The organism is Polynucleobacter sp. MWH-UH24A, assembly GCF_018687475.1.
Classification (GTDB): Bacteria; Pseudomonadota; Gammaproteobacteria; order Burkholderiales; family Burkholderiaceae; genus Polynucleobacter.
The window spans coordinates 139,258-164,829 of sequence record NZ_CP061292.1; the positions used below are offsets into that span (position 1 = coordinate 139,258).

Here is a 25,572-nt window from a genome sequence, read left to right on the forward strand (position 1 = left end):
GCGAGTTTGATATGACCTTAGATTGGAGTGTCTTTTGTAAAGACACTTTAACTGGAGAAGCAGCACCCCGCTGCTTCTCTTTTTTATTTGGGATGGATCCCAATGCTGATCCCACTTATTTGGATTGGTTGATTTCTGCATGGGGTTGGACCATTGCGGTGGCAGGACTCAGTTTAGTTCTGGCCATGGTGATGGGGGTGGTAATAGGTACGATGCGTACCTTACCGCCTCAGCATCTTGTAAATCGATTATGTATTAGTGCTGCCACGGCATGGGTTGAGCTCTTTCGAAATATTCCATTACTTGTTCAAGTCTTCCTTTGGTATCACGTAGTGCCCGCATTTTTTCCCATCATGAAGAACTTTCCATCCTATCTATTGGTGAGTATTGCTTTGGGCTTGTTTACATCCGCGCGAATTGCCGAGCAGGTCCGTGCGGGAATTCAGTCACTCCCAACAGGGCAGCGGAATGCGGCCATTGCATTAGGCATGACCACCACACAAAGTTATCGCTATGTACTCTTACCAATGGGAATGCGTATCATCGTTCCACCACTCACATCGGAGTGTATGAATATTGTGAAGAACTCATCCGTTGCATTTGCAGTGTCCGTACCGGAACTCACTTTATTTGCTTTACAGGCTCAGGAGGAAACGTCGCGAGGTATTGAAATTTATCTAGCAGTGACGGGGCTTTATATGGTGAGCGCATTCTCAGTAAATCGAATCATGGTGTGGATTGAGAAAAAAACGCGCGTTCCCGGTTTTATTGCTGCTGGTCAATCCTCTACGCATTAAGGCAAGCGAGAGACTATGAATCTGGATCTGAGCTTTTACAACTGGGAACTATTTACTAGTTATATCCAAAAGGGCTTGATCTTTAGTGTTCAGTTAACCATCATTGCGACAATTGGCGGGATTGTGTTGGGGACGGTGTTGGCCTTAATGCGCCTTTCCGGAAAACCGTGGCTTGCCTTGCCTGCAACTGCGTATGTCAATACGATGCGCTCCATTCCCTTGGTCATGGTCATTCTTTGGTTTTTCTTATTAATTCCCTTGATCATCGGTAAACCGATTGGCGTTAATTTATCGGCCATCATCACCTTTATTGCATTTGAAGCAGCATATTTTTCAGAGATTGTGCGAGCCGGAATCCAGTCAATTCCCAGGGGGCAGGTATATGCCGGCCAAGCATTAGGAATGACTTATTCACAAAATATGCGTTTGGTGGTATTACCCCAAGCCTTTCGAAATATGATCCCTGTCTTTATGACCCAAACCATTATTTTGTTTCAAGACACTTCTTTGGTGTATGCCATTGGCGCTTATGATCTTTTAAAAGGGTTTGAAATTGCAGGTAAAAATTTTGGGCGGCCGATTGAGACCTATTTATTGGCAGCCGTGACGTATTTTCTAATCTGTTTTACGCTATCCCGAATTGTTAAGCGTATTCAGGAAAAGGTTGCAATTGTTCGCTAAAAAATGAGATTGCCATGATTGAGCTTCGACATATTTCTAAATGGTACGGTCAGTTTCAAGTGCTGACGGATTGCTCGACGGTGATTCATAAGGGCGAGGTTGTGGTGATTTGTGGGCCGTCGGGCTCCGGTAAATCGACTTTGATAAAGACGATCAATGCCCTAGAGCCATTTCAAGAAGGTGAGTTGATGGTTGATGGTATTCGTTTACATGATTCGGGCACGAATTTGACCAAGCTTCGTTCACGGGTTGGTATGGTGTTTCAGCACTTTGAATTGTTTCCCCATTTATCCGTGATGGAGAACTTAACCATTGCTCAGATAAAAGTACTAAATCGTAGTCTTGAAGAGGCTAAACAACATGGCCTTAAATATTTAGAGCGGGTTGGATTATTGGAGCAAAAAGATAAATTTCCTGGCCAGCTCTCTGGTGGCCAGCAACAACGCGTTGCAATTGCACGAGCTTTATGCATGGATCCAATTGTCATGTTGTTTGATGAGCCAACCTCCGCACTTGATCCCGAAATGGTTGGCGAGGTTTTGGATGTGATGGTCAAGTTAGCACAAGAGGGGATGACTATGTGCGTAGTCACTCATGAAATGGGGTTTGCCAAGAAGGTAAGCGATCGCGTTATTTTTATGGATCAAGGAAGAATTGTGGAAGATTGCACTCGTGATGAGTTTTTTAATCATCCCGATGCACGATCGCCACGGGCCAAAGAATTTCTTTCCAAAATATTGAGTGACTAATTATTCTAGTCTTTGCGGCCTTTACCGGTCCAAAACACAATTGCTAATAGAATAATCAGAGCTAGAAATGCTTCTAGCACAAATAAGAGCATTGGATATTCATCAAATAACTGAGCGAGCATGATGATTTTCTGGAATTGGAGTTACCTCATTGTAGTTAGTAAAACCGCATTCTGTGTTGTGATAGCGAGCCTTCTTCTTACATCGTGCGCTGTGCCGCCAACCAAGCCAGTTTCTCAAGCGCCTAAGGTAAGTAGCCCGAGCAACTTATCGCGTACACCGAAAGTCACTGAAACCGTTGTTACCGATGACAGTAGTTCATCAGCGGCATTAACGCCTGTGGAGTTTTCTGAGATACCGGGTTGGGATGAAGATAAATTAAGTGAGGCATGGCAAGCTTGGTTACAGAGCTGTAGTGTGTTGCGTAACCGTAAACCAGGGCCAGTCAATTGGGTTACGGTATGCGATCGAGCGAACGCTCAAAAACCGAGAGATGCAAAAACGTTTTTTGAGAATAATTTCAGAGCCTATGCAGTTCGTAATCAAATGACTGGTAAGTCGGAGGGCTTAGTTACCGGTTACTACGAGCCCATTATTTTGGGTTCGCGTGTACGTACGGACCGATATACAGTACCTCTTCATGCTTATCCGAAGGCCTGGGTTCGTGCAAAGCCATCGCCTGCACCAGCGCGCGCCGAGTTGATGAATTCGACTCTTCTTAAGGGTTCCGAAATTGCTTGGGTTGAAGATCCTGTAGCGGCTGCATCGATGCAAATTCAGGGGTCTGGAAAAATCCGTTTAGATAATGGCCAAATCATGCGATTAGGTTTTGCGGGGTCGAATGATTTACCCTTTAAATCGAGCGCTCAGTGGCTATTAGATCGCAAAGAGATTACCCGAGCGCAGGCAACGATGCAGGGGATTTCAGAGTGGGCTAAACGCAATCCCAGCAAAGTGCAAGAGATGCTCAATGCCAATCCACGCTTTGTGTTCTTTCGAGAACTACCTGCCTCTGCAAACCAAGATCTTGGACCGATTGGGGCCTTGGGGGTTCCGCTGACTCCGGAACGCAGTATTGCGATTGATCCTCGGGCAATTCCGTTGGGCGCCCCCGTTTTTTTAGAAACAACGCGACCGCTTAGTAATCAGCCAATTCGACGTTTGGTCATGGCCCAAGATACGGGTAAGGCGATTGTAGGCCCAGTCCGAGTTGATTATTTTTGGGGTACCGGCGATGAAGCTGGAGAATTAGCTGGCAGAATGAAGCAAAATGGTCGTGTTTGGTTAATGCTACCGAAAAGGGATTGAAATGCCATACAACACAATATTGACTCAGACTGAGGGAAAAGTTGCCCTCATTACTTTAAACCGTCCACAAGTACTCAATGCATTAAATGACGAGTTGATGGATGAATTAGGTGATGCATTATTAAAGTTTGATGCGGATGATGCGATTGCGTGCATTGTGATTACTGGAAGTGAGAAAGCATTTGCTGCTGGGGCTGATATCGGCAAGATGGCTAAATTGGATTTTCAGGAGGCGTATCGAAATAATTTTATTAGCCGTAATTGGGAAACCATTTGCAAGATTCGTAAACCAGTGATTGCGGCGGTATCGGGGTATGCATTGGGAGGCGGTTGTGAGTTGGCGATGATGTGTGACATGATCATTGCTGCAGATAATGCCAAATTTGCGCAACCCGAAATTAAATTAGGGATTGTTCCAGGCTCTGGTGGCACGCAACGGCTAACCCGTGCGGTATCAAAATCAAAAGCAATGGATTTATGTTTAACGGGTCGCATGATGGATGCCGCCGAAGCCGAGCGAAGTGGTTTAGTTGCCCGACTTTATCCAGCGGCGCAATTAATCGCTGAAACTATGGCAATTGCACAAACGATTGCTGCGATGCCATTGCTGACCCTAATGATGGTGAAAGAAAGTGTGAATGCTGCTTATGAAACAACCTTGAGCGAGGGCATTCGGTATGAGCGCCGTTTATTTCATGCCTGCTTTGGTACCGAAGATCAAAAAGAAGGAATGACTGCTTTTTTAGAAAAGCGGCCAGCACAGTTTAAGAATCGTTAACGCAGAAAAGTTTGGGCTAAACGGACCCAGTAGTTCACTCCTACCGGAATGATTTGGTCATTGAAGTCGTAGGAGGGGTTATGCAAATGGCAAGGTCCCATGCCATGGCCTGTTGCGCGGTGATCGCCGTCACCATTCCCTAAAAATACATAGCACCCAGGTTTCTTTAAAAGCATGAAGGCAAAGTCTTCGGCACCCATGGTTGGATCGATTCGGGTGTTCACTCGCTCATTGCCCACGAGTTCTTTCATCACCTGAGCGGCAAATTCGGTTTGCTGTTCATCGTTAATCAGGGGCGGGTAGTTACGCTTAAACGTCAGATTGGCTTTGCAATCAAAGGCACTGGCTACTTGATTGGCGATCTCATGCATTCGTGTTTCGATGAGATCTAAGACCCCTAAAGTAAAAGTGCGTACGGTACCGCCGAGCATCGCAGTGTCGGGAATGACATTGCTTGTTTCTCCGGCATGAAACTGCGTAATCGAAATCACCGCAGCATCGACCGGACGCTTATTGCGAGTAATGATGGTTTGCAGGGCTTGCGCAATCTGAATACCAGCCATGATGGGATCCGCACTGTTGTGCGGCAGGGCCGCGTGCCCACCTTTGCCCTGAATGTCGATCACGAACTCGTTGCTTGATGCCATCATGGGGCCGCTTACAACACCAAAATGACCCTCTTCTAGACCAGGCCAATTGTGCATTCCAAATACTGCATCGCATGGGAACTGCTCAAACAGACCGTCTTCAATCATTTCTTGGGCGCCAGCACCGCCTTCCTCAGCGGGTTGAAAGATAAAAATCACCGTTCCTTTGAAATCCCGATGGTTGGAGAGATATTGCGCCGCACCTAAAAGCATCGCAGTGTGACCATCGTGGCCGCAGGCGTGCATCTTTCCAGGGTTTTGCGAGGCGTGGGCAAATGTATTTTTTTCTTGCAATGGTAGAGCGTCCATATCAGCACGTAAGCCAATCATCTTGCCAGGACCCAACTCACCATCTAAGCGACCAACCACCCCTGTTTTACCGAGGCCCTGATAGACCGCAATACCCCAACTGGATAATGCTTGCGAAACTAAATCAGCGGTCTGCTTTTCTTCAAAGCGCAATTCGGGGTGCGCATGAATAATGCGTCGGATTTCAGCGATGCTAGGGGTGGACTCGAGGATCTCAGGGAGAATTCGCATAGATCAATATTAGCCCAAAGCGATACACTTGGCGTGGAGACATTGTGACTATTAAAAAAGTGTAATAAATACCAATGATTACAAATAAACCTTGGTTTTCATCCTATCCAGCAGATGTTCCCCATCATCTAAGTTATGACCGATATGGGTCACTCTTAGACTTACTCGATGAGTCTTTCAAAACTCATCAGGAGCGGCCTGCGTATTGGTGTATGGGTAAGCATTTTTCCTATGAAGCGATCGATTTAGCTTCAAAACAATTAGCGAGTTATTTACAAAGCCTTGGCCTATCAAAGGGTGCACGGGTTGCAATCATGCTACCCAATATCCCTCAATACCCCATGGCTTTATATGGCGTGCTTCGCGCCGGATTTATTGTGGTCAGCATTAATCCTCTATATACCCCTCGTGAACTAGCGGCGCAACTTCGTGATTGCGGAGCTGAGGCCATCTTGCTGTTGGAGCATTTTGGGAAAACGCTTGAGGATGCCTTTGCACTAGAGGGTCAAGCGATAGCAATTAAACACGCAGTGATCACGAGTATTGCGCAGATGTTGGGTTGGAAAGGACCATGGTTAGATCGTTTTATACGGACCTTTAAGCGTAAGGTCATTCCTTATACGCTACCGACACACGTTCGCAGTATGCAATTTACAACCGCCTTAGAGTTAGGCGCGCAGCGCACATATGAACGTCCACAGCTTTCTCATGCTGATATTGCACTATTGCAATACACCGGAGGAACCACCGGAATTTCGAAGGGCGCCATACTGACGCATCGCAATTTAATTGCGAATGTATTACAAATTGAGGCTTGGTTAAAACCAATTGAGCAACGAAAAACGATTACGTCTTGGCATTTTCTGTGCGCACTCCCGATGTATCACATCTTTGCTCTCACTGGCTGTGGCTTATTGGGTATGCGCCTTGGAGCCCGAATTCTATTGGTTCCTAATGCGCGGGATTTACACAATTTAATTGGGATTTTGAAAGAATTCCCCGAGATCAATTTGTTTCCGGGAGTGAATACTTTATTTGCGGCACTTTTAAATAATCCGAAATTTTCTCAATTGGATTTTTCACAATGGGCTTTAACGATCGGTGGCGGTATGGCAGTACAGCGGACTGTTGCACAACGTTGGCAAGATCTAACCGGTACAGTGATTACGGAGGGGTATGGTCTTTCTGAAACCTCTCCCGTCGCATCATGTAACACCCCATTGGCAACCGAGTTCACGGGTTCGATCGGCCTACCTTTGCCCGATACCGAGATGTGTATTCGGGATGAAGAGGGTAAGGATTTAGCGGTTGGCGAGATTGGCGAAATTTATATTCGCGGTCCTCAGGTCATGCGTGGTTATTGGCAACAAGAATCTGAAACGCAGAATGTGCTCGGCTCCGATGGATTTTTTAGAACGGGTGATATTGGTGTGATGGATGAGGCTGGCTACTTTCGGATTGTGGATCGTAAGAAAGATATGATTTTGGTGGCTGGATTTAATGTCTTTCCGAATGAAGTTGAAGATGTTGTTGCCTCGATTCCAGGGATCCTTGAGTGCGCAGTAGTGGGTATTCGCCAGGGCGCGATGGGCGAAGCGGTTAAGTTATTTGTGGTGCGAGAGGACCTTACGATTACAGAAGAACAAATCATGGATGTCTGTAATCGCGAGCTGACCCACTATAAGCGCCCAACGCAAATTGAGTTTCGAGAGAGCTTACCTAAGAATAATGTCGGTAAGATTCTGCGCCGAGTCTTGCGCGATGAAAGTCAATCAGGGTAGGGCGATTGCCGCAGCAGCAAATTTAATCGCATCAATCGAATAGGGCGCATTCGTTTTTTTCTGTAAGCTTGGTGGTAAATGTGCAATGCTACCTAATAGCGGTGCCTTAATTCGGTGTCGAAGCGTTGTAATGTTTTCGTTTAAATAAGCCATATTGGGATCGATGCAATTGGCGATCCAACCAGCTAGCGTGAGACCACGCTGTTTGATGGCCTCCACCGTGAGAAGTGTGTGATTGATGCAACCTAAACGCATCCCCACGGTCAAAATTATGGGCACCTGAATACGCTGGGCAAATCCAGAGAGATCATGGCTATCATCAATGGGAGTTAAAAATCCACCTGCACCCTCGGCAATCACATGGGTTACTCGTGTTTGTAGGGTTTGATACGCTTGCACCATGCGATCAAGTTCTAAGTACTTGCCATGTGCTGCTGCGACTAGATGAGGTGCGGCTGGAGTATCTAATACATAAGGACAGATCGTACTTTGGGGAATTGTAGGATCTTGGACTAGCGCATAGCTTTCCAAATCCTCGTTGCAAAGCGTGCCATCATCGTTGCGGTAGGTCCCTGCGACGACTGGCTTGTAGGCACATGCTGACCCTGGATTGAGATTGTTCAATTTGTAAACCAGCGCTGCAGTGACTAAAGTTTTACCAATCTCAGTGTCTGTACCAGCTACAAAGTAGGAATGATTCATGATGGTGGCAATGAGGACTCTAGCTCAGATAACACATTGCAGAGCCCCTTAATCTGTTCTTTAGTATGCGCGGCCGATAAAGTCATTCTTAAGCGCGCTTTGCCCTTGGGAACCGTTGGTGGACGGATTGCCGGTATCCAATAGCCAAATTGATCTAAGGCTCTAGCTAGCTGCAATGCAGTCTCATTACTGCCAACCATAATTGGCTGAATTGCGGTATCTGATTCCAATCGCTTCCAACGGGTAAAGGTCGATTCCTTTTTCCAAAGCGCGATGTTTTGTTGCAAAAGTGCCCGTAATTCTTGCCCCTTCTCACCTTCCATTAGAGAAATACTGCGCAGTACAGCAAAAGCTAATGCGGGCGAGCTGGCTGTGCTGTAAATATAGGGTCTTGCTTTCTGAATCAACCACGCAATAATTTTTTCATGGGCGCAAACAAAGGCACCATTGAGACCAGCGGCTTTGCCCAGCGTACCAATATAGATAATGCGGTCTGAGAAGATCGTTTGGTCCTCTAAGATTCCATATCCATGCTTACCGAGCACACCAAATCCATGTGCATCATCAATCATGAGGAGCGCATCATATTGATTGGCTAGGCGCAAAAGCTTTTGAACTGGAGCGAGATCGCCATCCATACTAAAGACCCCATCAATCACGATTAATTTATGTGGGGTCGAGTCATTGCGCAAAATATCGTCAAGAGCTTCTAAATGATGGTGATCAAAGAGATGGAGATCGACAGACCCTTGCCCGCGGGCAAGACGAATCCCATCAATGAGTGATGCATGGTTAAGAGCCGCAGAGTAAATACTTATTTTTTTGTTTCCAATTAAGCCTAAAGCGGTAATTACACTTAGGTTAGCAACATATCCGGTTGAGAAAAATAGAGCACGTACATTTGGAATGGCGCCGGCTTGAGTCGATGCTAATTTTGCTTCGAGCTCGTCATGGATTACATGATGGCCACTAATTAAATGCGAAGCACCGCTACCCGTGCCAAAACGTGCAGCCCCTTCAGATAGGGCGGCAATTAACTCAGGATGGTTGGCAAGCCCCAAATAATCATTGCTACAAAATGCTAGCAATGATCGCCCCTGTATTTGAATCTCAGGGCCACATGGGGTATCCACCGACCGAATGGATCGGCGCAGTAGCTCACGATCCAGTGTTGCTAGTTCTGTATCAATTTGATCAAGAGCAAAAGGCATGGGAAATATTGAACTAGACTTTTTGTAAAACGGCATATAAGGTGCGCTCAATTGCACGACTCATCTGTTGGACTTCGTCTGCAGAAAGAATATAAGGTGGCATCACATAGACAGTACGACCGATGGGTCGAATTAACACACCTTCGCACAAACCTTGCTGAAACATCGCTTTTGAGAATGAGACTGGGTTTGAAATCGCAGATGCTTTCACATCAAACGCCATGATCATTCCTTGTTGACGAACATGCTCAATGGATCGATGATCACGAGTCCAAATAAACGCCTCCTGAATCCATTGACTACGTACTTTATTCATTTCAAGCACTGCATCCTCATGAAAAATATCTAATCCTGCGAGTGCAGCGCGACACGCTAATGGGTTGCCGGTATAGGAATGGGAATGCAAGAACGTTGCCGTCATGTGATCACTGTAAAACGCGGAGTAAATCCTATCGGTACTTAGGCAAATGGATAGGGGTAGATAGCCCGCACTAATTCCTTTGGATAGCGTCATGAGATCGGGCCAAATACCGGCTTGTTCACAAGCAAAGAATGTGCCCGTCCGACCACAGCCCACGGCGATTTCATCGGCAATCAGATGCACATCGTATTGCTCACACAGTTGCTTGGCCCCTTTCACATACCGTGGCGCATGCATTGCCATTTGGCCTGCGCATTGCACTAGGGGCTCAATGATTAAGGCCGCAATGGTTTGATGGTGTTGGGCTAAACATTCCTCAAGATTCTTAAGCGCCAAATCAATAACTTCCTCGCTTGAGATTTGCTCTGTTGCAGCTCGAGAATCGGGTGACATAACAATATGTGCCGGATTGAGAAGCGATCCATAGGCATCGCGAAATACAGAGACATCGGTCACGCTTAGAGCGCCTAAGGTTTCTCCGTGATAGCTATTTGCTAAACAAATAAATTCCTTTTTATTCGGCTTACCCTGAATCTTCCAAAAGTGATGGCTCATCTTCAGTGCAATTTCAACTGCCGATGCACCATCGCTGGCATAAAACGCATGCCCTAAATGACCGTTAGTCAAAGTACTTAAACGTTCGGATAGTTCAACCACCGGTTGATGAGTAAACCCCGCAAGCATCACATGCTCAATGCTTTGGAGTTGTTGGACGATTGCTTGATTGATGCGTGGATTGGCGTGACCAAATAAATTGGTCCACCAGGAACTAATTGCATCGATGAACCGGCGCCCTTGCGTATCCTCAAGCCACGGCCCATTTCCAGAGGCAATTGCAATTAATGGATACGCCTCATGATCTTTCATTTGGGTACAGGGGTGCCAAACCGAGGCAAGGCTTCGGCTGACCCAGTCTAAGGAATGACTCGGTTTATTCATTTGCAAGTCAGGGGACTATTTTCAAAATTAAGCTGCATATCTGTTATGTTATTGGTTTTAGAATTCAATCCCGATAAAATCATGTCAGCATCACCATCGATCTCACCCTTGGTTCAGGTTAAGCCAAGCTCAACCACTACCTATCCAATTTGGACGCTTGAGCAGATTGCGGCGCTATTTGAACTTCCTTTTCATGAATTGATGTTTCGGGCTCAGGAAACCCATCGCCAGTATTTTCCAGGAGGCGATGTGGAATTAGCCACATTACTTTCGATTAAGACGGGGGGTTGCCCTGAGGATTGTGGCTATTGCCCTCAAGCAGCGCGTTATCACACCGATGTTAAAGCGACAAAACTCTTGGATTTAGATGAAGTGCTAGAGGCTGCCAGGGCGGCCAAAGCAGCTGGCTCTAATCGATTTTGTATGGGCGCTGCATGGCGCGAGCCCAAAGACCGTGATGTTGAAAAAGTAGCCGCGATGATTCGGGGTGTTAAGGAGCTGGGGCTTGAGACCTGTGCGACGCTTGGAATGCTAGAGCCCAGTCAGGCAAAGGCTTTGCGGGACGCAGGCCTGGATTTTTATAACCATAATTTGGATACCAGTGAAGACTTCTATCCAAATGTGATCCAGACCCGTAGCTACCAAGATCGGTTGGATACTTTGCAGCATGTTCGCGATGCCGGGATGTCCGTATGCTGTGGTGGAATTATTGGCATGGGGGAATCGAGGGAGCAGCGGGTGGCATTCATTGCACGTTTAGCCAATTTGAATCCCTATCCAGAATCGGTACCTATTAATCATTTGGTCCCAGTAGCTGGAACCCCTTTGGCCGATCAAGCTAAATTAGATCCGTTGGAATTTGTTCGAACGATTGCCGTAGCTCGTATCACAATGCCCAATGCCCGAGTTCGCTTATCGGCTGGTCGTCAAGAGCTTGGAAAAGCGGTTCAGGCCATGTGTTTTCAGGCGGGCGCAAACTCTATTTTTTATGGCGATCAACTGCTCACCACCGGCAATCCTGAGGCGCTAGCCGATCGCCAGTTGCTCGCTGAGCTTGGCTTAAAAACAAAGGAAAGCTGTAAAGCTGAAGTCCAGGTATGAGTCGTTTGGAACGCATCAGTCAAAGCCCAATCGATCGCTTGATTGGTGAGTTTGATACTGCTTTGCGAGCAATTGCTGGTGGTGCCAATTACACACGACCAATACCTAGGACCTTTATTGAAAATGGCTCAAGTCAAGAGCAAGCACTTACTTCAGACCTTGATTTAAGTCCTCAAGACCGTACCCATGTGGCCGGTTTAATGCGCGTTAATCATGTCGGCGAGGTCTGCGCCCAAGCGCTCTATCAATCCCAAAAATTTCTAGCCAAGACTCCCGAAACTCGCGCCTTATTAAATCAGGCGGCAAAAGAGGAAATGGATCATATGGCCTGGTGCGAGGAGCGCCTCAGGGAACTTGATTCTCGCCCCAGTCTTTTAAATCCACTCTGGTACGCTGGCGCATTTGGAATCGGTTTGGTGGCGGGACTTGCTGGCGATCGTTGGAGTTTGGGTTTTGTGGCAGAAACTGAAAAGCAGGTCGAGCGGCACTTAGATGATCACCTTGAGAAACTTCCTGAAGCGGACCTTCGCTCCCGTGCCATTGTGGAGCAGATGCGGATTGATGAAATTGAGCACGGCGCAAGCGCAATCGCTGCAGGAGGTCAAGAATTACCCCGGCCCATTCAGACGCTCATGGCGGGAATTTCCAAAATCATGACAACGACCGCTTATAAAATCTAGCATTACTGTTCTTTTATACAGTCTTTTCAGGGCATCCCTGGTATATACCTAAAGACGTATCTTAGCTATAGATTCCAAGTACTTGTTTTAGGTCAGTATTTTAATTCACAACTATTTTGCAAAGCTTCTCTAAGTATTTGTAATCACTAGAGAATTTCCTAAAAATTTACCCAAAAATACTTGACCCTGTAGGAAGCTTCCTCTAAAGTGGGAGGAAGTGTGAAAAAGTGGGGTAAATTTTGTTTCAAGGTGCTTCAGCTCTCAATCTCGATGCAAAAGGTCGCATGTCGGTGCCGGCAAGGCATCGTGATGCTTTATTGCTGCAGGGTGAAGGCCGCGTTACCTTAACCAAGCACCCCGATGGGTGTTTGTTGCTATTTCCAAGACCTGAGTGGGAAGCGTTTCGAGCTCGAGTTGCGCAATTGCCTATGGATGCGCATTGGTGGCGAAGAATTTTTTTGGGTAATGCCGCTGAAATTGATTTAGATGGCGCTGGACGCATTCTGATTACACCCGAGCTACGAACTGCCGCAAACATTGAGCGCGAAATTATGTTGTTGGGTATGGGTTCGCATTTAGAAATCTGGGATGCCAACACGTATGCAGCAAAAGAACAAGCTGCAATTGCGCAGGGCATGCCAGACGCATTAAAACAATTTACCTTTTGATGATCGGGCGCCATGAACAATATCCATCGCCCAGTGTTACTGGCCGAGGCAGTCACCGCCATGATCAGTGGACCATCCTTTCAACCCAATTCTGCGGTAATCATCGATGGAACCTTCGGACGAGGTGGGCATGCACAAGCACTGTTGGATACGCTTGGCAAGGAAATCAGGCTCATCGCATTCGACAAAGATCCCGAAGCAATTGCGAAAGCGCAAACCCTTCGCGACCCACGCTTACAAATCATTCATTCAAGTTTTGCAAATATGGAGCAGTACCTTCAGTCAGAGTCCGTCGACGCGGTACTACTCGACTTGGGGATCAGTTCACCGCAAATCGATACACCAGAGCGCGGATTCTCATTCCGGTTCGAGGGCCCGCTTGATATGCGTATGGATACGACACGCGGAATCTCTGCACAGGAATGGCTCGTCAGTGCAGCCGTCGATGAGATTGCACAGGTGATCAAAACCTTTGGTGAGGAGCGATTTGCGACATCCATAGCGCGCGCAATTGTGAAACAGCGCGAAGAGGGGCACCCTGTTCAAACCACTAAGGGTTTGGCAGAGCTGATTGCAAGCGTAGTGAAAACGCGAGAACCTGGGCAGGACCCAGCAACGCGAACGTTTCAAGCGATTCGGATTTTCATTAATCAAGAATTAAGCGATCTTGAGAAGGGGCTATCGGCCGCACTCAAGCTATTAAAAGTAGGCGGTCGATTGGTAGTAATTAGCTTTCATTCCTTAGAGGACCGTATTGTTAAGCAGTTCATGCAAGCGCATGCGCAAGTTAATGTCCCCCGTGAATTACCCATACGAGCAAAGGATTTACCGCAGGGCGATTTAGAAATCATTGCTCGGATTAAGCCCAGTGCAACGGAAGTTTATGAAAACCCCCGTGCACGTTCAGCAGTAATGCGAGTTGCGCAGAAAAGAGGTGATCTCTCATGAATCGCGCTACGCTCAGCCTGCTTGTGTTGCTATTGATTTGTGCATTATCGCTGGTTACGTCTCAACAAAAAACGAGAAAGTTATTTGTATCTTTGGAACGTGCCCAAGCCCAAGAGCGTAAGTTAAATCAAGAATGGCTTAGATTAGAGTTTGAACAGCGCAATCTCTCTAAATCCGCTCGGATTCGTGATGTGGCTCGCAATCAATTGCGAATGAGTCCAATCACTCCAGATCGTACCTTGTATTTCAAGGAGGGCCTATGAAACCAGTTGGCTTCTCGACCTCTCCAAACGTTGTGTTGCGACTACCAATGTGGCGTTCGCGATTGATGTTGTTTTTATTATTTGTTGCGTTCGTAGCTTTGGTCATTCGTGCATTTTGGATTCAGGGTCCAGGGAATGGATTCTATGAGGCCAAAGCAGTCAAGGGCGTACAGCGCGAAATTGAGATGCGCGCAACACGTGGAAAAATTTTGGATCGTAATGGTCAGTTAATTGCAACGAGTCTTGAGGCAAAGGCCGTGATTGCATATACAGATAACATCCCGACCGATTTGGCTCCAGAAAAAATTACCCAACTCGCCAAGCTCTTGGAGATGAGTGAAGCAGAGATCAAAAAGCGCTTTGCTGATGAGCGTAATCAAGTATTTTTGAAGCGTCAGGTTGATCCGGAGATTGCTCAACAAGTCCGTCGTTTAGAAATCCCTGGTATTGGGCTAAATAACGAATATCGTCGCCATTACCCAGAAGGTGAGGCGATGGCTCATGTGGTTGGCTTTACCAATGTGGAAGATCGGGGTCAAGAAGGAATTGAGTTGGCGCGCGATAAAGAGTTGGCTGCTCACCCGGGTAAACGGCGGGTTGTGGTCGACCGTTTGGGACGAATCGTCAATGACATTGCGATCTTGCAATTTCCACAGGACGGTCAAGATCTTCAACTCTCAATCGATAGCAAGATTCAATACATTGCGTATAACGCCTTAAAGAGCGCAGTTGAAAAGCATCGTGCAAAAGCAGGTGGCGCGGTAGTGCTTGATGTGCGCACCGGTGAAATTTTGGCATTAGCTAATTGGCCAAGCTATAACCCGAATTCTCGTAAAGCGCTTACCGGAGAGCAACTTCGGAATCGCGTCCTCACCGATACATTTGAGCCGGGTTCCACGATGAAACCCTTCCCTGTTGCTCTTGCACTTGAGCAGGGTAAGGTGCAGCCTGAAACCAATATGACCATTGGTCAAAAGTTATTAGTGGGACCTAAACCGATCACAGATACTCATCCTTATGGAATGTTGACAGTATCGCAAGTGATTCAAAAGTCGAGCAATATTGGAACGGCAAAATTAGCGTTACAGCTTGAGCCACGAGAGATGTGGGACTTATTTGCTGCGGTTGGTTTTGGACAGGCTCCAAATATTGGATTCCCTGGTACGGTGACAGGGCGTTTGCATCCCTATCAAAAATGGGGCCAAAGCGATCAAGCCCGCATGTCCTTTGGTTATGGAATTTCAACTTCCTTATTTCAGTTAGCACGTGCTTATACGATCTTTGCTCGCGATGGCGAGTTAGTGCCCACCACTATTTTGCGCAGCCCAGATTACAAACCGGGCACTCGGATTATTACCGCTAAGACTGCGATTGAGATGCGCAATATGTTGGAGACAGTCACTGAGCAAGGCGGTACTGCGGTGACAGCGCGAGCCGAAGGATTTCGGGTTGGAGGAAAAACTGGGACTTCGCATAAGGTCGAGGGTAAGGGCTACGCATCAAATAAATACCGAGCGTTCTTTGTTGGTTTGGCACCCATCAGCGCGCCACGTATTGTGGTTGCGGTGATGGTTGATGAGCCCTCTGTAGGCGGCTATTTTGGTGGGCAAGTTGCGGCACCAGTGTTCTCGACAATTGTGAGCGAGACACTACGCAGTTTAAACGTTTCCCCTGATATCAATGAGCGCACGGTGGTACAGGCTCCGGATTCTCAACCGTTAACCGGTTCATTGCAAAAAGTGGCACTCAAGCAATGATGGCCAATGTTCAAATGACCCATCACGACGTGTTGCCTTATTTAAGGCAATTTCTTCAATCCAGTGCAAAGTTTGTTGCGGATACTCGCATTCTTGCAAAGGGCGATGTATTTCTGGCCTATTCTGTTGGACACGGTAAAGCCTTGCGCGATGGACGAATTTATATTGCTCAAGCTCTTTCGCAAGGCGCTGCATTTGTGTTGTATGAACCGCATCTTCAGGGAGCTCAAGGCTTTAATTGGGAATCCGAGTTAGATGAGCGGTGTATTGCAGTTCCAGATCTCGCAAGCCATGCAGGATGGTTAAGCGCACAGTGGTTTGGCAACCCCAGCGAAGTGATTCCAGTAATTGGCGTGACCGGCACCAATGGTAAGACGAGCGTGACGCAGTGGCTTGCACAAAGTCTATCTGAGAAGGCTGGGGTCATTGGCACTCTTGGCTGTGGCTTTGTAAACCGATTGCAAGGGTTGGGGTACACCACCCCAGATGCGCCTCGCTTGCAAATGGAAATGGCTAGTTTAAAAGCACAGGGTGCTAACTATATTGCGCTTGAAGTGTCCTCTCACGCATTGGAACAAGGGCGTGTTCAGGGGACTCACTTTGCTTGCGCTATCTTTACCAATCTAAGTCAAGACCATTTGGACTACCACGGCACGATGGCGGAGTATGGCGCGGCAAAAGCCCGACTTTTTTATGATTTTCATCCAAAGAATATCGTCATTAATATCGATGATGCTTTTGGGCGTGAGCTATTAATGCGGCTGGTGACACGCGAGGAAGTTGTGATATGGGCATATGGCATGTCTCAATCCTCGTTTGATGGGTTGGAGAAGCTTCGGAGTCGATTTAAAGCCATTTATTTTCAGGAATACGCATTCGAAAATAATGCTTATCAATGCCAGTTAAGTATTGATGGAACAAGTTGTTCCACAGCAATTCCTTTATTAGGTCTTTTTAATTTAAGTAATGCCCTCGCAGTAATTTCTACTTTGATGGTTTTTGGTGTATCCGTTCCAGATGCGCTACAGCGCGTCTCTAACCTAAAGCCAGTTCTTGGTCGCATGGAAGTGATTCAGAGTGATCGCAGCGATGCTCCTCTGATGGTTGTTGATTACGCCCATACTCCGGATGCATTACTAAAGGTATTAGAGACCTTAAGATCGATAGCCCAATCGCGTGGTGGAAAGTTGGTATGTGTGTTTGGTTGTGGTGGCGATCGGGATCAAGAAAAACGTCCCAGGATGGGAGCTGTAGCGCAATCAATGGCTGATCATGTGATTGTCACAAGCGATAACCCGCGCACCGAAGATCCGCAAGAGATTATGAACATGATTGTGGCGGGCATGAGTGATCATCACAATTCATCTGTTGAGCTAATTACGGATCGCGCCGCAGCCATCATGACTGCAGTTAGGCAAGCTCAAGCTCACGATGTTGTTCTCGTTGCCGGTAAGGGCCATGAGACCACCCAAGAGATCAAGGGAAAGCGTTTTGATTTTTCGGATCAGGCGCACTTACGTTTAGTCAGTGGAGGGTCAAATTGATGTTAGCGATTCCGACCATGACAAATCTTGCCCATATCCATGACTTACTTCCAAATAGTCAACTGCATAACATTGGCATCGCAGAGGCACGCGATCGGCAGATTAGTCAGGTTGGAACAGATAGCCGCCACCCAACGGTTGGGGAGCTATTTGTTGCGCTCAAAGGGGATCGTTTTGATGCGCATCAATTTTTAAATACAGTATCCGAGCAGGGTGCTTCTGCTGCCTTAATTAGTGAGAAAACATCGTGCCCCACTAGCTTACCTGCTGTTTATGTAGAAGATACCCGTAAGGGACTTGGTGAGCTGGCAGCTGCGTGGCGTGCGCAGTACTCATTACCACTGGTTGCGGTGACGGGAAGTAACGGCAAGACAACCGTTAAGGAAATGATTGCAGCAATTTTTAGGCAAGCGGTCAGCCTACCTGAATTACTTGTGACCGAGGGAAACCTAAATAACGATATTGGGTTACCGCTGACATTATTAAAGCTACGCCCTTCGCATCGCCTAGCCGTGATTGAGTTGGGGATGAATCATCCAGGCGAAACCGCCGAGCTTGCGGCGATTACTCGCCCAACCATTGCACTTATCAATAATGCGCAACGAGAGCATCAAGAGTTTATGGAAACCGTTGATGCCGTGGCGCGTGAGCATGCTGACGTATTGCGCTCGTTAGGGCATAACGGCGTGGGCGCATTTCCAGCGGATACCCCGTATACCGATTTATGGAAATCCGCATGCGTCTCAAACCAGTCTATGAAATTTCGTTGGTTCGATCAGGCCCCAAATACTAATTTGCAAGACGATTCATTAATTAGTGGTCACCTTCTATCGGATGGCAAGATTGAGATACGCACACCGCTAGGTAGGATTGAAGTGCAGCTCAATACGCTTGGGGCGCATAACTATCGTAATGCCTTAGCAGCCGCTACCGTTGCCGTTGCTGCAGAGATTCCTTTATCTCAAGTTAAAGCGGGTTTGGAGCAGTTTGAGCCAGTATCTGGTCGAATGCAGCGTATCGCCCTTTCCCAAAGTATCGAACTAATCAACGATACCTACAACGCCAATCCAGATTCAGTTATAGCCGCTATCGATACCTTGGCAGCTCTCGGTGGAGTGCGTTATTTGGTCTTGGGTGATATGGGGGAGGTGGGATCGCAGGGCCCGGCATTTCATCACGAAATTGGTAAATATGCAGCGCAATGCGGTATTGAGCATTTCATAACAATTGGTAGTTTGACTCAAGAAAGTCATAAGGCCTATTTATCGAATAGACCTGGTGGAGATGCGCGTCACTTTGATGATATGGATTCTTTAAATACGGAGTTGGTTCAGAATCTGTACAAATTCGATGATCGCAATCTTTATATTCTAGTTAAAGGGTCACGATTTATGCGGATGGAGCGGGTAGCGCAAGCACTCGTCAAAGGAGTGAATCCATGTTCTTAATCTTGGCACAGTGGTTGCAAGATGATTATGGATTTTTCCGGGTGTTTTCTTACATCACCTTTCGTGCCGTGATGGCAACAATGACTGCACTTTTGATTGGTCTTGTCTTTGGCCCTTGGGTGATTCGTAAGTTGACTGAAATGAAAGTGGATCAAGCAGTTCGCACCAACGGACCTCAAACGCATTTAGCAAAAGTAGGCACCCCTACTATGGGCGGTGTATTGGTGCTCATTGGAATTTTTATCTCTTGCGTTCTATGGGCTGATTTAAGTAATCGCTTTATTTGGATTGTCATGCTTGTGACTTTTGGCTTTGGTGCGATTGGCTGGGTCGATGACTATCGAAAGGTGGTTTATAAGGATCCCAAAGGAATGTCTTCGAAAGAAAAATTCTTTTGGCAAACCTTGATCGGTTTATTTGCCGCGATTTATTTAGCGTTCTCTGTGTCGGAAGTTAACAACCTAAAAGTGTTGCAGTTATTTATTAGCTGGGTTGAGAGCGGCTTTTCATTAGATCTTCCGGCGAAATCAAACTTAACCGTGCCGTTCATGAAAGAAGTGAGCTATCCCTTGGGTGTTATGGGATTCATCATTTTGAGTTATTTGGTGATTGTGGGCAGTAGCAACGCTGTGAATTTAACAGATGGCCTTGATGGCTTGGTCATCATGCCTGTAATTTTAGTTGGTGCTGCACTCGGTGCCTTTGCCTATGTGATGGGTAACGCAATCTACGCGAAATATCTTTTATTTCCCCATATTCCAGGTGCTGGTGAATTATTGATCTTTTGTGGCGCAATGGGTGGCGCCGGATTAGCATTTCTTTGGTACAACGCGCATCCTGCACAGGTCTTTATGGGTGATGTAGGTGCTTTAGCTTTAGGCGGCGCCTTGGGAACAATCGCAGTCATTGTTCGTCAAGAGATCGTTCTTTTTGTCATGGGCGGAATCTTTGTTGCTGAAACTGTTTCGGTAATGATGCAAGTTTTTTGGTTTAAGTTCACCAAAAAATATTATGGAGAGGGTCGACGCATATTCCGAATGGCGCCTTTGCATCATCATTTTGAACTGGGTGGCTGGCGCGAGACTCAGGTTGTTGTGCGTTTTTGGATCATTACGATTTTGTTAGTACTCGTTGGCTTATCAAGCCTTAAGTTACGTTAACGGTCAATACAATGAACCAGCGATTACTCCACCTCTTTAATTCCAGTCAGAGCAATGATTTTGCTGGGCAGAGATCTCCTCACGTATTAATTGTGGGGATCGGTGAGTCTGGTTTCGCTATGGCGAAGTGGTGCTTATCTCAAGGCGCGGAAGTGCACCTTGCTGATACGCGTGCGCGAGAGGCATTGAATCCGCAACAACAAAATTGGTTAAGCGAACTTGAGGGCTTTGGATTAAATAGTTTTACCGAGCAGGCAAGTAATTGGAGTGTGCTGCTTGGGCAGACTGATATTTTGGGGATTAGTCCTGGTTTATCGCCACTCCAAGAGCCAGCTAAAACAATTTTGTCAATCTGTGATGAACGCAAGATTGCTGTGTGGAGCGAAATCGAGTTTTTTGCACGTGCACTTAACGCACTTCATCAAATGGCATTGGAAGGCGGCACAGGGTATCAGCCAAGCATTCTTGCGATTACCGGTACCAATGGCAAAACAACGACAAGTGCATTAACCGCACAAATATGTGAGCGAGCCGGTCGCCATGTTGCGTTGGCTGGCAATATTAGTCCAGCTGCCCTTGAAAAATTGAGTGCTGTATTAAAGGAGGCCAAGAGTTTTGATGACTTGCCTCAAATTTGGGTATTGGAGTTATCGAGTTTTCAGCTGCACTTTACTCATACCCTAAATCCAACCGCATCAACTATTCTTAATCTCTCCCAAGACCACTTGGATTGGCACGGCGATATGAATTCGTATGCCGCTGCTAAAGCTCGAATTTTAGGAAGCGATTCCGTCTTGGTGCTGAATCGAGACGACCCTTTAGTCAATGATGTATTTAGAAATGTAGTCGATCATAAGATCATCTCTTTCGGAAGTGATGCCCCAAACGAAATCGACTCATTTGGCATTGAGCGCGATTTGAATGGTGGTGGAATTGATTGGTTGGTTTGGGCGGAGCCTGATGAAGCGACTCAAGCGATGGCACAGGAAGAGGCACAAGAGGGATTTATCAAGCGTCGTCGTAAGAAAAATAATGCGTATGAAGCCTCCGATACCTTGCGACTAAAGCGATTAATTCCTGCAGATGCCCTACGTATTCGGGGGCGACACAATGCCCTAAACGCCCTTGCTGCGCTCGCACTTGCTCGTGCTGCAGGATTGGGAATCGGCTTACTTTTACATGGCTTGCGTGAGTATCAAGGAGAGCCACATCGGGTTCAAACTGTCGCTGTGATTCGAGATGTGGAATACATTGACGATAGCAAGGGAACCAATGTGGGAGCAACGGTTGCTGCATTGATGGGCCTAGGGGTAGCCTCTGGCCAAAAAAATATATGGCTCATTGCAGGTGGTGATGGAAAAGGTCAAGACTTCACGCCTTTATCTGAACCCATCGAGCGATTTGTAAAAGGCCTCATCGTGATAGGTCGCGATGGCCCGGCTATTACGGCTGTGTGTTTAAGTGCAGTCAGCCGAGGCATTTTGTTGGCTATTGAAGTGAAGGATCTAGAGTCGGCGGTTCAGTCGGCGGCTCAACACGCATCGGCCGGCGACATTGTTTTGTTATCCCCAGCGTGTGCGAGCTTTGATATGTTTAAAAACTATCAACATCGCGCTGAAGTTTTTGTGGGTGCTGTCCATGAGTTGATGAATCAGTGGAGCGATAGTCCCAATGAACATCTGGGGGCGTCCGCATGAACCTTCGTCAGAACCGTTTTTGGAATATTTCGCGTGAGGGCTTTGATGGGTTTCGTTCGGGGCTACGCGATGCCGTATCTGGTGTTGAGCAAACGCGATCGCGCATGATGGAATATGACCAATTACTGGTCTGGGCAGTATTGTCATTGAGTCTGATTGGCCTAGTCATGGTCTATTCAGCCTCCATTACTCTGGCTGATGGCCCTAAATATGCCAACTACAGCAGTAACCATTTTTTAGTACGTCATCTCATCTCTCTTGGGATTGCGGTCTTTGTTGGTTTCTGGGTATTTAAGATTCCGGTGAAGACTTGGGATAAGTTAGCACCATATATCTTTGCATTCACAATCCTATTATTAATTGCTGTTTTGATTCCTGGAATCGGTAAGGGAGTCAATGGAGCGCGACGTTGGATTTCTTTAGGAGTAATGAATTTCCAACCCTCTGAGTTGATGAAGTTCGCTGTCATTATCTTTGCAGCCAGTTACACGGTGCAACGTCAAGAGTATCTGCATTCTTTTGTGAAGGGCTTTGTGCCCATGGGGCTAGCGGTTGCCTTAGTTGGTCTTTTGCTCATGCTGGAACCCGATATGGGGGCCTTTATGGTCATTGCCATCATCGCCATGGGCATTTTGTTCCTTGGCGGCATTAATGCCAAATTGTTTGCTGGCCTAACGATTGTGGGCGTGTTGATTGTGACAACTGTGATCGCTTTATCCGAGTTTAGACGGCAGCGCATCTTTGCATTTTTAGACCCTTGGCAAGCGGAGCATGCGGCTCGAAAGGGTTATCAGCTGGTTCACTCACTGATGGCTTTTGGACGTGGAGAGTGGTTTGGTGTTGGTCTAGGAGGTAGTGTTGAGAAGTTGCATTACTTACCTGAAGCTCATACGGATTTCATCTTGGCTGTGATTGGTGAAGAACTTGGTTTTATAGGTGTATTTGTAGTGATCCTACTTTTTTACTGGATCGTACGTCGGGCATTTTTGATTGGACGTACTGCGTTGCAATTGGACCGAAGCTTTGCAGGTTTATGCGCCAAGGGCGTTGGCATTTGGATCGGTTGGCAGGCCTTTATCAATATGGGCGTGAACTTAGGCATTTTGCCAACTAAAGGTTTGACCTTGCCGCTGGTTAGTTACGGTGGCTCAGCGATTCTGATGAATATGGTTGCCTTCGCGGTCTTACTAAAAATTGATTATGAGAACCGAATTTTGATGCGCGGAGGCAAGCTATGACGATGGTCACGCGCTCCGTCTTAGTAATGGCCGGTGGCACTGGTGGGCATATTTTCCCTGGGTTAGCCGTTGCGGAGTGTTTGCGCAATCAAGGGTGGACCGTAGCTTGGATGGGTAATCCCACTGGTATGGAATATCGTTTAGTGCCTGCAAAAGGATTTGCTTTTGAGGGCGTGAAATTTAGTGGTCTGCGCGGCAAGGGCATGCTGACAAAGGTGCTCATGCCATTTCGCTTAGCTCGCGCGATGATGCAAAGCTGGAAAATTCTGCGTCGCTTAAAGCCAAGTGTGGTGTTGGGTATGGGAGGCTATATCACCTTCCCAGGCGGATTAGTAAGTTACCTCATGGGTCGGCCTTTGGTGCTGCATGAGGCTAACTCCGTAGCTGGAAGCGCTAATCGAGTGTTAGCACGATTCGCAACTCGAGTTCTTACTGGATTTCCAAAAACACTGAAAGAAGCCCAATGGGTTGGTAATCCAATACGTGAGAGTTTTGAGAGGTTAAGTGATTGTAAGACGCGCTATGGCAAGCGCCAGGGTCCGCTGCATTTACTTATTGTGGGTGGAAGTTTAGGTGCCGCTGCACTCAATACAGTGGTCCCTGAGGCTTTGGCCTTATTGCCTGCTGATCGGCGCCCAAATGTGCTTCATCAGACTGGCGAGCAGCATTTAGAGGCGGTTACTAAGACCTATCAGCAATTGGGTGTTAATGGTGAGCTAAAGCCATTTATTGAAGACATGGCCGCAGCCTATGCCAATGCTGATTTAGTAATTTGCCGTGCTGGAGCGATGACCGTATCAGAAATCTCTGCTGCTGGGGTTGCTGCGTGTTTTGTGCCATTTCCGTATGCGATTGATGATCATCAGACCGCAAATGCGCGTTTCCTCTCAGACGCAAAGGCTGCAATCTTGATACCTCAATCTCAGTTGGATGCCGATTCTTTAGCAAACTTGGTTTTAGGATTACGGCGTGAAGATTTAGCCGAAATAGCTGTAAAAGCCCAAGCACTTGCTAAGTTTCATGCGACCGAAGAAGTTGCTTCCATTTGCGAGGAGTGCGCCCGATGAAACATATCGTCCAGCACGTTCATTTTGTGGGGATTGGTGGAGCCGGTATGTGCGGTATCGCTGAGGTCTTACTGAATCTAGGGTATCGCGTTTCAGGATCAGATTTGGCCGAGTCGGCAGTCACAAAACGATTAATGACTTTAGGCGCACAAATTGAAATTGGCCATGATGCAAAGAATATTGGTAATGCTGAAGCAGTAGTAATTTCTTCGGCAGTGACCGGTAACAATCCAGAGGTGCTTGCCGCAAGAGCCAATCGAATCCCGGTGATTCAGCGTGCTGTAATGCTTGGGGAATTAATGCGTCTTAAGCAAGGAATTGCCATTGCCGGTACGCATGGCAAAACTACTACAACGAGTTTGGTTGCCTCAGTGCTCGCTCAGGGTGGATTAGATCCAACCTTTGTGATTGGTGGAAAGTTAAATTCTGCCGGTGTCAATGCACGTTTGGGGCAAGGTGACTTCATTGTGGTTGAGGCCGATGAATCCGATGCCTCATTCTTACAGCTGTATCCAGCAATGGAAGTCATTACGAATATCGATGCTGATCACATGGATACGTATCAGCACGACATGGCACGTTTGAAACAAACGTTTGTGCAGTTTACTCAGCGAATGCCATTTTATGGAATCGCAGTACTTTGCATTGAGGATGCAAATGTTCGAGACATTCTGCCCTTTGTCTCGCAGCCAATCTTACGTTACGGATTTTCTGAAGATGCCGATATTCGTGCAACGGATATCAAAGCCGTTGGTACGCAAATGCATTTTACGGTTCATCGTCGCGCAATTCGCCGGCATGGCCCAAGACCCGGATCGTTACCAATCATTCTAAATTTACCCGGTAAGCACAATGTATTGAATGCGTTAGCAGCTATTGGGATTGCGACTGAACTAGGCGTGAACGATGATGCCATTGTGAATGCCTTATTGCAATTTAGTGGCGTCGGACGTCGTTTTCAGCACTATGGAGAGATTTCATTAGCGCATGGCGGAGCATTTACCTTGATTGATGATTATGGTCATCACCCAGTTGAAATGAATGCAACCTTAGCGGCTGCGCGTGGCGCTTATCCAAATCGACGTTTAGTTTTAGCATTTCAGCCTCATCGATTTACTCGCACTCGTGATTGTTTTGGTGAATTCGTCAATGTCTTGCGCCAGTTTGATGCAGTGGTTCTCACGAATGTTTATCCGGCTGGTGAAGCACGGATTGCCGGCGCTGATAGTAAAAGTCTGATGAAGGCTCTTGGTAAATCAACCTCAGTTCAGGTGGTTGAAGATCTCCAAGAGATTCCTCTGGCCTTGAGCGGACTTCTAAAAAATGGCGATGTTTTGATTACGATGGGCGCGGGTTCCATTTCCAAGTTGCCTCAGATGCTTGTGGAGATTGGTCATGTCTAAGCCACAACGCATTTCTTCATGGGGTCAGGAGGTTGCTTTGCAAC

The 25,572-nt window shown here is 47.0% G+C and carries 23 protein-coding genes; 19 read left to right on the top strand and 4 right to left on the bottom strand.

The window, feature by feature from the left end; translation table 11 throughout:
* Positions 1 to 11 precede the first annotated feature (11 nt).
* From ICV32_RS00785 to ICV32_RS00805, 5 genes are all read left to right on the top strand, one after another.
* Positions 12 to 797 (top strand): amino acid ABC transporter permease, encoded by a 786-nt coding sequence (locus ICV32_RS00785; RefSeq protein WP_215371022.1) that lies wholly within the window; start codon positions 12 to 14, stop codon positions 795 to 797.
* 15 nt (positions 798 to 812) lie between these two features.
* The gene (locus ICV32_RS00790; RefSeq protein WP_215371025.1) at positions 813 to 1,478 is read left to right on the top strand and encodes an amino acid ABC transporter permease; all 666 of its coding nucleotides are present in this window, start codon (positions 813 to 815) and stop codon (positions 1,476 to 1,478) included.
* Positions 1,479 to 1,492: 14 nt separating this feature from the next.
* Positions 1,493 to 2,227: an amino acid ABC transporter ATP-binding protein gene (locus ICV32_RS00795; protein ID WP_215371028.1), complete on the top strand. Its 735-nt coding sequence runs from the start codon at positions 1,493 to 1,495 to the stop codon at positions 2,225 to 2,227.
* 120 nt (positions 2,228 to 2,347) lie between these two features.
* Positions 2,348 to 3,535, top strand: a complete 1,188-nt coding sequence (locus ICV32_RS00800; protein WP_251371877.1) for a murein transglycosylase A — start codon at positions 2,348 to 2,350, stop codon at positions 3,533 to 3,535.
* A 1-nt stretch (position 3,536) separates the two neighbouring features.
* Positions 3,537 to 4,313, top strand: coding sequence for an enoyl-CoA hydratase (locus tag ICV32_RS00805; protein ID WP_215371030.1), 777 nt, complete (start codon positions 3,537 to 3,539; stop codon positions 4,311 to 4,313).
* On the opposite strand, the gene ICV32_RS00810 is transcribed toward ICV32_RS00805, so the two are convergent.
* Positions 4,310 to 5,500 carry a M20 aminoacylase family protein gene (locus ICV32_RS00810; RefSeq protein ID WP_215371033.1) on the bottom strand — a complete coding sequence of 397 codons (1,191 nt, stop codon included), beginning with the start codon at positions 5,498 to 5,500 and terminating at the stop codon, positions 4,310 to 4,312. The genes ICV32_RS00805 and ICV32_RS00810 overlap by 4 nt on opposite strands.
* Before the next feature lie 74 nt (positions 5,501 to 5,574).
* Between ICV32_RS00810 and ICV32_RS00815 the strand changes: the two genes are divergently transcribed.
* Complete coding sequence (locus ICV32_RS00815) at positions 5,575 to 7,281, top strand: AMP-binding protein (RefSeq protein ID WP_215371036.1); 1,707 nt, start codon at positions 5,575 to 5,577, stop codon at positions 7,279 to 7,281.
* Here ICV32_RS00815 and bioD read toward each other — a convergent pair.
* The 3 genes from bioD to bioA are packed head-to-tail and all read right to left on the bottom strand — an operon-like array spanning position 7,273 to position 10,554.
* Positions 7,273 to 7,983, bottom strand: coding sequence for a dethiobiotin synthase (bioD, locus tag ICV32_RS00820; protein WP_215371039.1), 711 nt, complete (start codon positions 7,981 to 7,983; stop codon positions 7,273 to 7,275). The two genes, ICV32_RS00815 and bioD, sit on opposite strands and share 9 nt — an antisense overlap.
* On the bottom strand, positions 7,980 to 9,194 hold the full coding sequence (locus ICV32_RS00825; protein WP_215371041.1) for an 8-amino-7-oxononanoate synthase: 1,215 nt from the start codon (positions 9,192 to 9,194) through the stop codon (positions 7,980 to 7,982). Before ICV32_RS00825 ends, bioD begins: the two co-directional genes overlap by 4 nt.
* 13 nt (positions 9,195 to 9,207) lie before the next feature.
* Positions 9,208 to 10,554, bottom strand: a complete 1,347-nt coding sequence (gene bioA / locus ICV32_RS00830; RefSeq protein WP_215371044.1) for an adenosylmethionine--8-amino-7-oxononanoate transaminase — start codon at positions 10,552 to 10,554, stop codon at positions 9,208 to 9,210.
* 81 nt (positions 10,555 to 10,635) lie between these two features.
* Here bioA and bioB point away from each other — a divergent pair, with 81 nt between their 5' ends.
* From bioB to murC, 13 genes are all read left to right on the top strand, one after another.
* Positions 10,636 to 11,655 (top strand): biotin synthase BioB, encoded by a 1,020-nt coding sequence (bioB, locus tag ICV32_RS00835; RefSeq protein ID WP_215371047.1) that lies wholly within the window; start codon positions 10,636 to 10,638, stop codon positions 11,653 to 11,655.
* Entirely contained in the window at positions 11,652 to 12,335 is a 684-nt protein-coding gene (gene coq7 / locus ICV32_RS00840) for a 2-polyprenyl-3-methyl-6-methoxy-1,4-benzoquinone monooxygenase (RefSeq protein WP_371817061.1), read from the top strand. Before bioB ends, coq7 begins: the two co-directional genes overlap by 4 nt.
* A 239-nt stretch (positions 12,336 to 12,574) precedes the next feature.
* A complete protein-coding gene (gene mraZ / locus ICV32_RS00845) occupies positions 12,575 to 13,003 on the top strand; it encodes a division/cell wall cluster transcriptional repressor MraZ (protein WP_108507692.1) in 429 nt (142 codons plus the stop codon).
* A gap of 12 nt (positions 13,004 to 13,015) precedes the next feature.
* On the top strand, positions 13,016 to 13,951 hold the full coding sequence (gene rsmH / locus ICV32_RS00850) for a 16S rRNA (cytosine(1402)-N(4))-methyltransferase RsmH (RefSeq protein WP_215371050.1): 936 nt from the start codon (positions 13,016 to 13,018) through the stop codon (positions 13,949 to 13,951).
* The gene (gene ftsL / locus ICV32_RS00855) at positions 13,948 to 14,214 is read left to right on the top strand and encodes a cell division protein FtsL (RefSeq protein ID WP_215371053.1); all 267 of its coding nucleotides are present in this window, start codon (positions 13,948 to 13,950) and stop codon (positions 14,212 to 14,214) included. Before rsmH ends, ftsL begins: the two co-directional genes overlap by 4 nt.
* Positions 14,211 to 15,971: a penicillin-binding protein 2 gene (locus ICV32_RS00860; RefSeq protein ID WP_215371056.1), complete on the top strand. Its 1,761-nt coding sequence runs from the start codon at positions 14,211 to 14,213 to the stop codon at positions 15,969 to 15,971. Before ftsL ends, ICV32_RS00860 begins: the two co-directional genes overlap by 4 nt.
* Positions 15,972 to 15,985: 14 nt before the next feature.
* Complete coding sequence (locus tag ICV32_RS00865) at positions 15,986 to 17,515, top strand: UDP-N-acetylmuramoyl-L-alanyl-D-glutamate--2,6-diaminopimelate ligase (protein ID WP_251371878.1); 1,530 nt, start codon at positions 15,986 to 15,988, stop codon at positions 17,513 to 17,515.
* Positions 17,515 to 18,963 (top strand): UDP-N-acetylmuramoyl-tripeptide--D-alanyl-D-alanine ligase, encoded by a 1,449-nt coding sequence (gene murF, locus ICV32_RS00870; RefSeq protein ID WP_251371879.1) that lies wholly within the window; start codon positions 17,515 to 17,517, stop codon positions 18,961 to 18,963. The genes ICV32_RS00865 and murF overlap by 1 nt, the downstream gene beginning before the upstream one ends.
* Complete coding sequence (gene mraY / locus ICV32_RS00875; protein ID WP_215371062.1) at positions 18,954 to 20,123, top strand: phospho-N-acetylmuramoyl-pentapeptide-transferase; 1,170 nt, start codon at positions 18,954 to 18,956, stop codon at positions 20,121 to 20,123. Before murF ends, mraY begins: the two co-directional genes overlap by 10 nt.
* 11 nt (positions 20,124 to 20,134) lie before the next feature.
* Complete coding sequence (murD, locus tag ICV32_RS00880) at positions 20,135 to 21,820, top strand: UDP-N-acetylmuramoyl-L-alanine--D-glutamate ligase (RefSeq protein WP_215371065.1); 1,686 nt, start codon at positions 20,135 to 20,137, stop codon at positions 21,818 to 21,820.
* A complete protein-coding gene (gene ftsW / locus ICV32_RS00885; RefSeq protein ID WP_215371068.1) occupies positions 21,817 to 23,058 on the top strand; it encodes a putative lipid II flippase FtsW in 1,242 nt (413 codons plus the stop codon). Before murD ends, ftsW begins: the two co-directional genes overlap by 4 nt.
* The gene (murG, locus tag ICV32_RS00890; RefSeq protein WP_215371071.1) at positions 23,055 to 24,125 is read left to right on the top strand and encodes an undecaprenyldiphospho-muramoylpentapeptide beta-N-acetylglucosaminyltransferase; all 1,071 of its coding nucleotides are present in this window, start codon (positions 23,055 to 23,057) and stop codon (positions 24,123 to 24,125) included. The genes ftsW and murG overlap by 4 nt, the downstream gene beginning before the upstream one ends.
* Positions 24,122 to 25,528, top strand: coding sequence for a UDP-N-acetylmuramate--L-alanine ligase (gene murC / locus ICV32_RS00895; RefSeq protein ID WP_215371074.1), 1,407 nt, complete (start codon positions 24,122 to 24,124; stop codon positions 25,526 to 25,528). Before murG ends, murC begins: the two co-directional genes overlap by 4 nt.
* The last annotated feature ends 44 nt before the right edge of the window (positions 25,529 to 25,572 follow it).

Excerpts from the sequence above, each read along its gene's own strand:
- ICV32_RS00785 (WP_215371022.1), top strand. The coding sequence starts at position 12 with ATGACCTTAGATTGGAGTGTCTTTTGTAAAGACACTTTAACTGGAGAA.
- murF (WP_251371879.1), top strand. The coding sequence starts at position 17,515 with ATGTTAGCGATTCCGACCATGACAAATCTTGCCCATATCCATGACTTA.
- coq7 (WP_371817061.1), top strand. The coding sequence starts at position 11,652 with ATGAGTCGTTTGGAACGCATCAGTCAAAGCCCAATCGATCGCTTGATT.
- bioA (WP_215371044.1), bottom strand. The coding sequence starts at position 10,554 with ATGAATAAACCGAGTCATTCCTTAGACTGGGTCAGCCGAAGCCTTGCC.
- ICV32_RS00815 (WP_215371036.1), top strand. The coding sequence starts at position 5,575 with ATGATTACAAATAAACCTTGGTTTTCATCCTATCCAGCAGATGTTCCC.
- murD (WP_215371065.1), top strand. The coding sequence starts at position 20,135 with ATGAACCAGCGATTACTCCACCTCTTTAATTCCAGTCAGAGCAATGAT.
- ICV32_RS00860 (WP_215371056.1), top strand. The coding sequence starts at position 14,211 with ATGAAACCAGTTGGCTTCTCGACCTCTCCAAACGTTGTGTTGCGACTA.
- bioB (WP_215371047.1), top strand. The coding sequence starts at position 10,636 with ATGTCAGCATCACCATCGATCTCACCCTTGGTTCAGGTTAAGCCAAGC.
- ICV32_RS00805 (WP_215371030.1), top strand. The coding sequence starts at position 3,537 with ATGCCATACAACACAATATTGACTCAGACTGAGGGAAAAGTTGCCCTC.
- ICV32_RS00800 (WP_251371877.1), top strand. The coding sequence starts at position 2,348 with ATGATGATTTTCTGGAATTGGAGTTACCTCATTGTAGTTAGTAAAACC.
- mraY (WP_215371062.1), top strand. The coding sequence starts at position 18,954 with ATGTTCTTAATCTTGGCACAGTGGTTGCAAGATGATTATGGATTTTTC.
- ICV32_RS00810 (WP_215371033.1), bottom strand. The coding sequence starts at position 5,500 with ATGCGAATTCTCCCTGAGATCCTCGAGTCCACCCCTAGCATCGCTGAA.
- ICV32_RS00865 (WP_251371878.1), top strand. The coding sequence starts at position 15,986 with ATGACCCATCACGACGTGTTGCCTTATTTAAGGCAATTTCTTCAATCC.
- murC (WP_215371074.1), top strand. The coding sequence starts at position 24,122 with ATGAAACATATCGTCCAGCACGTTCATTTTGTGGGGATTGGTGGAGCC.
- ICV32_RS00825 (WP_215371041.1), bottom strand. The coding sequence starts at position 9,194 with ATGCCTTTTGCTCTTGATCAAATTGATACAGAACTAGCAACACTGGAT.
- bioD (WP_215371039.1), bottom strand. The coding sequence starts at position 7,983 with ATGAATCATTCCTACTTTGTAGCTGGTACAGACACTGAGATTGGTAAA.
- ICV32_RS00795 (WP_215371028.1), top strand. The coding sequence starts at position 1,493 with ATGATTGAGCTTCGACATATTTCTAAATGGTACGGTCAGTTTCAAGTG.
- ftsL (WP_215371053.1), top strand. The coding sequence starts at position 13,948 with ATGAATCGCGCTACGCTCAGCCTGCTTGTGTTGCTATTGATTTGTGCA.
- rsmH (WP_215371050.1), top strand. The coding sequence starts at position 13,016 with ATGAACAATATCCATCGCCCAGTGTTACTGGCCGAGGCAGTCACCGCC.
- ftsW (WP_215371068.1), top strand. The coding sequence starts at position 21,817 with ATGAACCTTCGTCAGAACCGTTTTTGGAATATTTCGCGTGAGGGCTTT.
- ICV32_RS00790 (WP_215371025.1), top strand. The coding sequence starts at position 813 with ATGAATCTGGATCTGAGCTTTTACAACTGGGAACTATTTACTAGTTAT.
- murG (WP_215371071.1), top strand. The coding sequence starts at position 23,055 with ATGACGATGGTCACGCGCTCCGTCTTAGTAATGGCCGGTGGCACTGGT.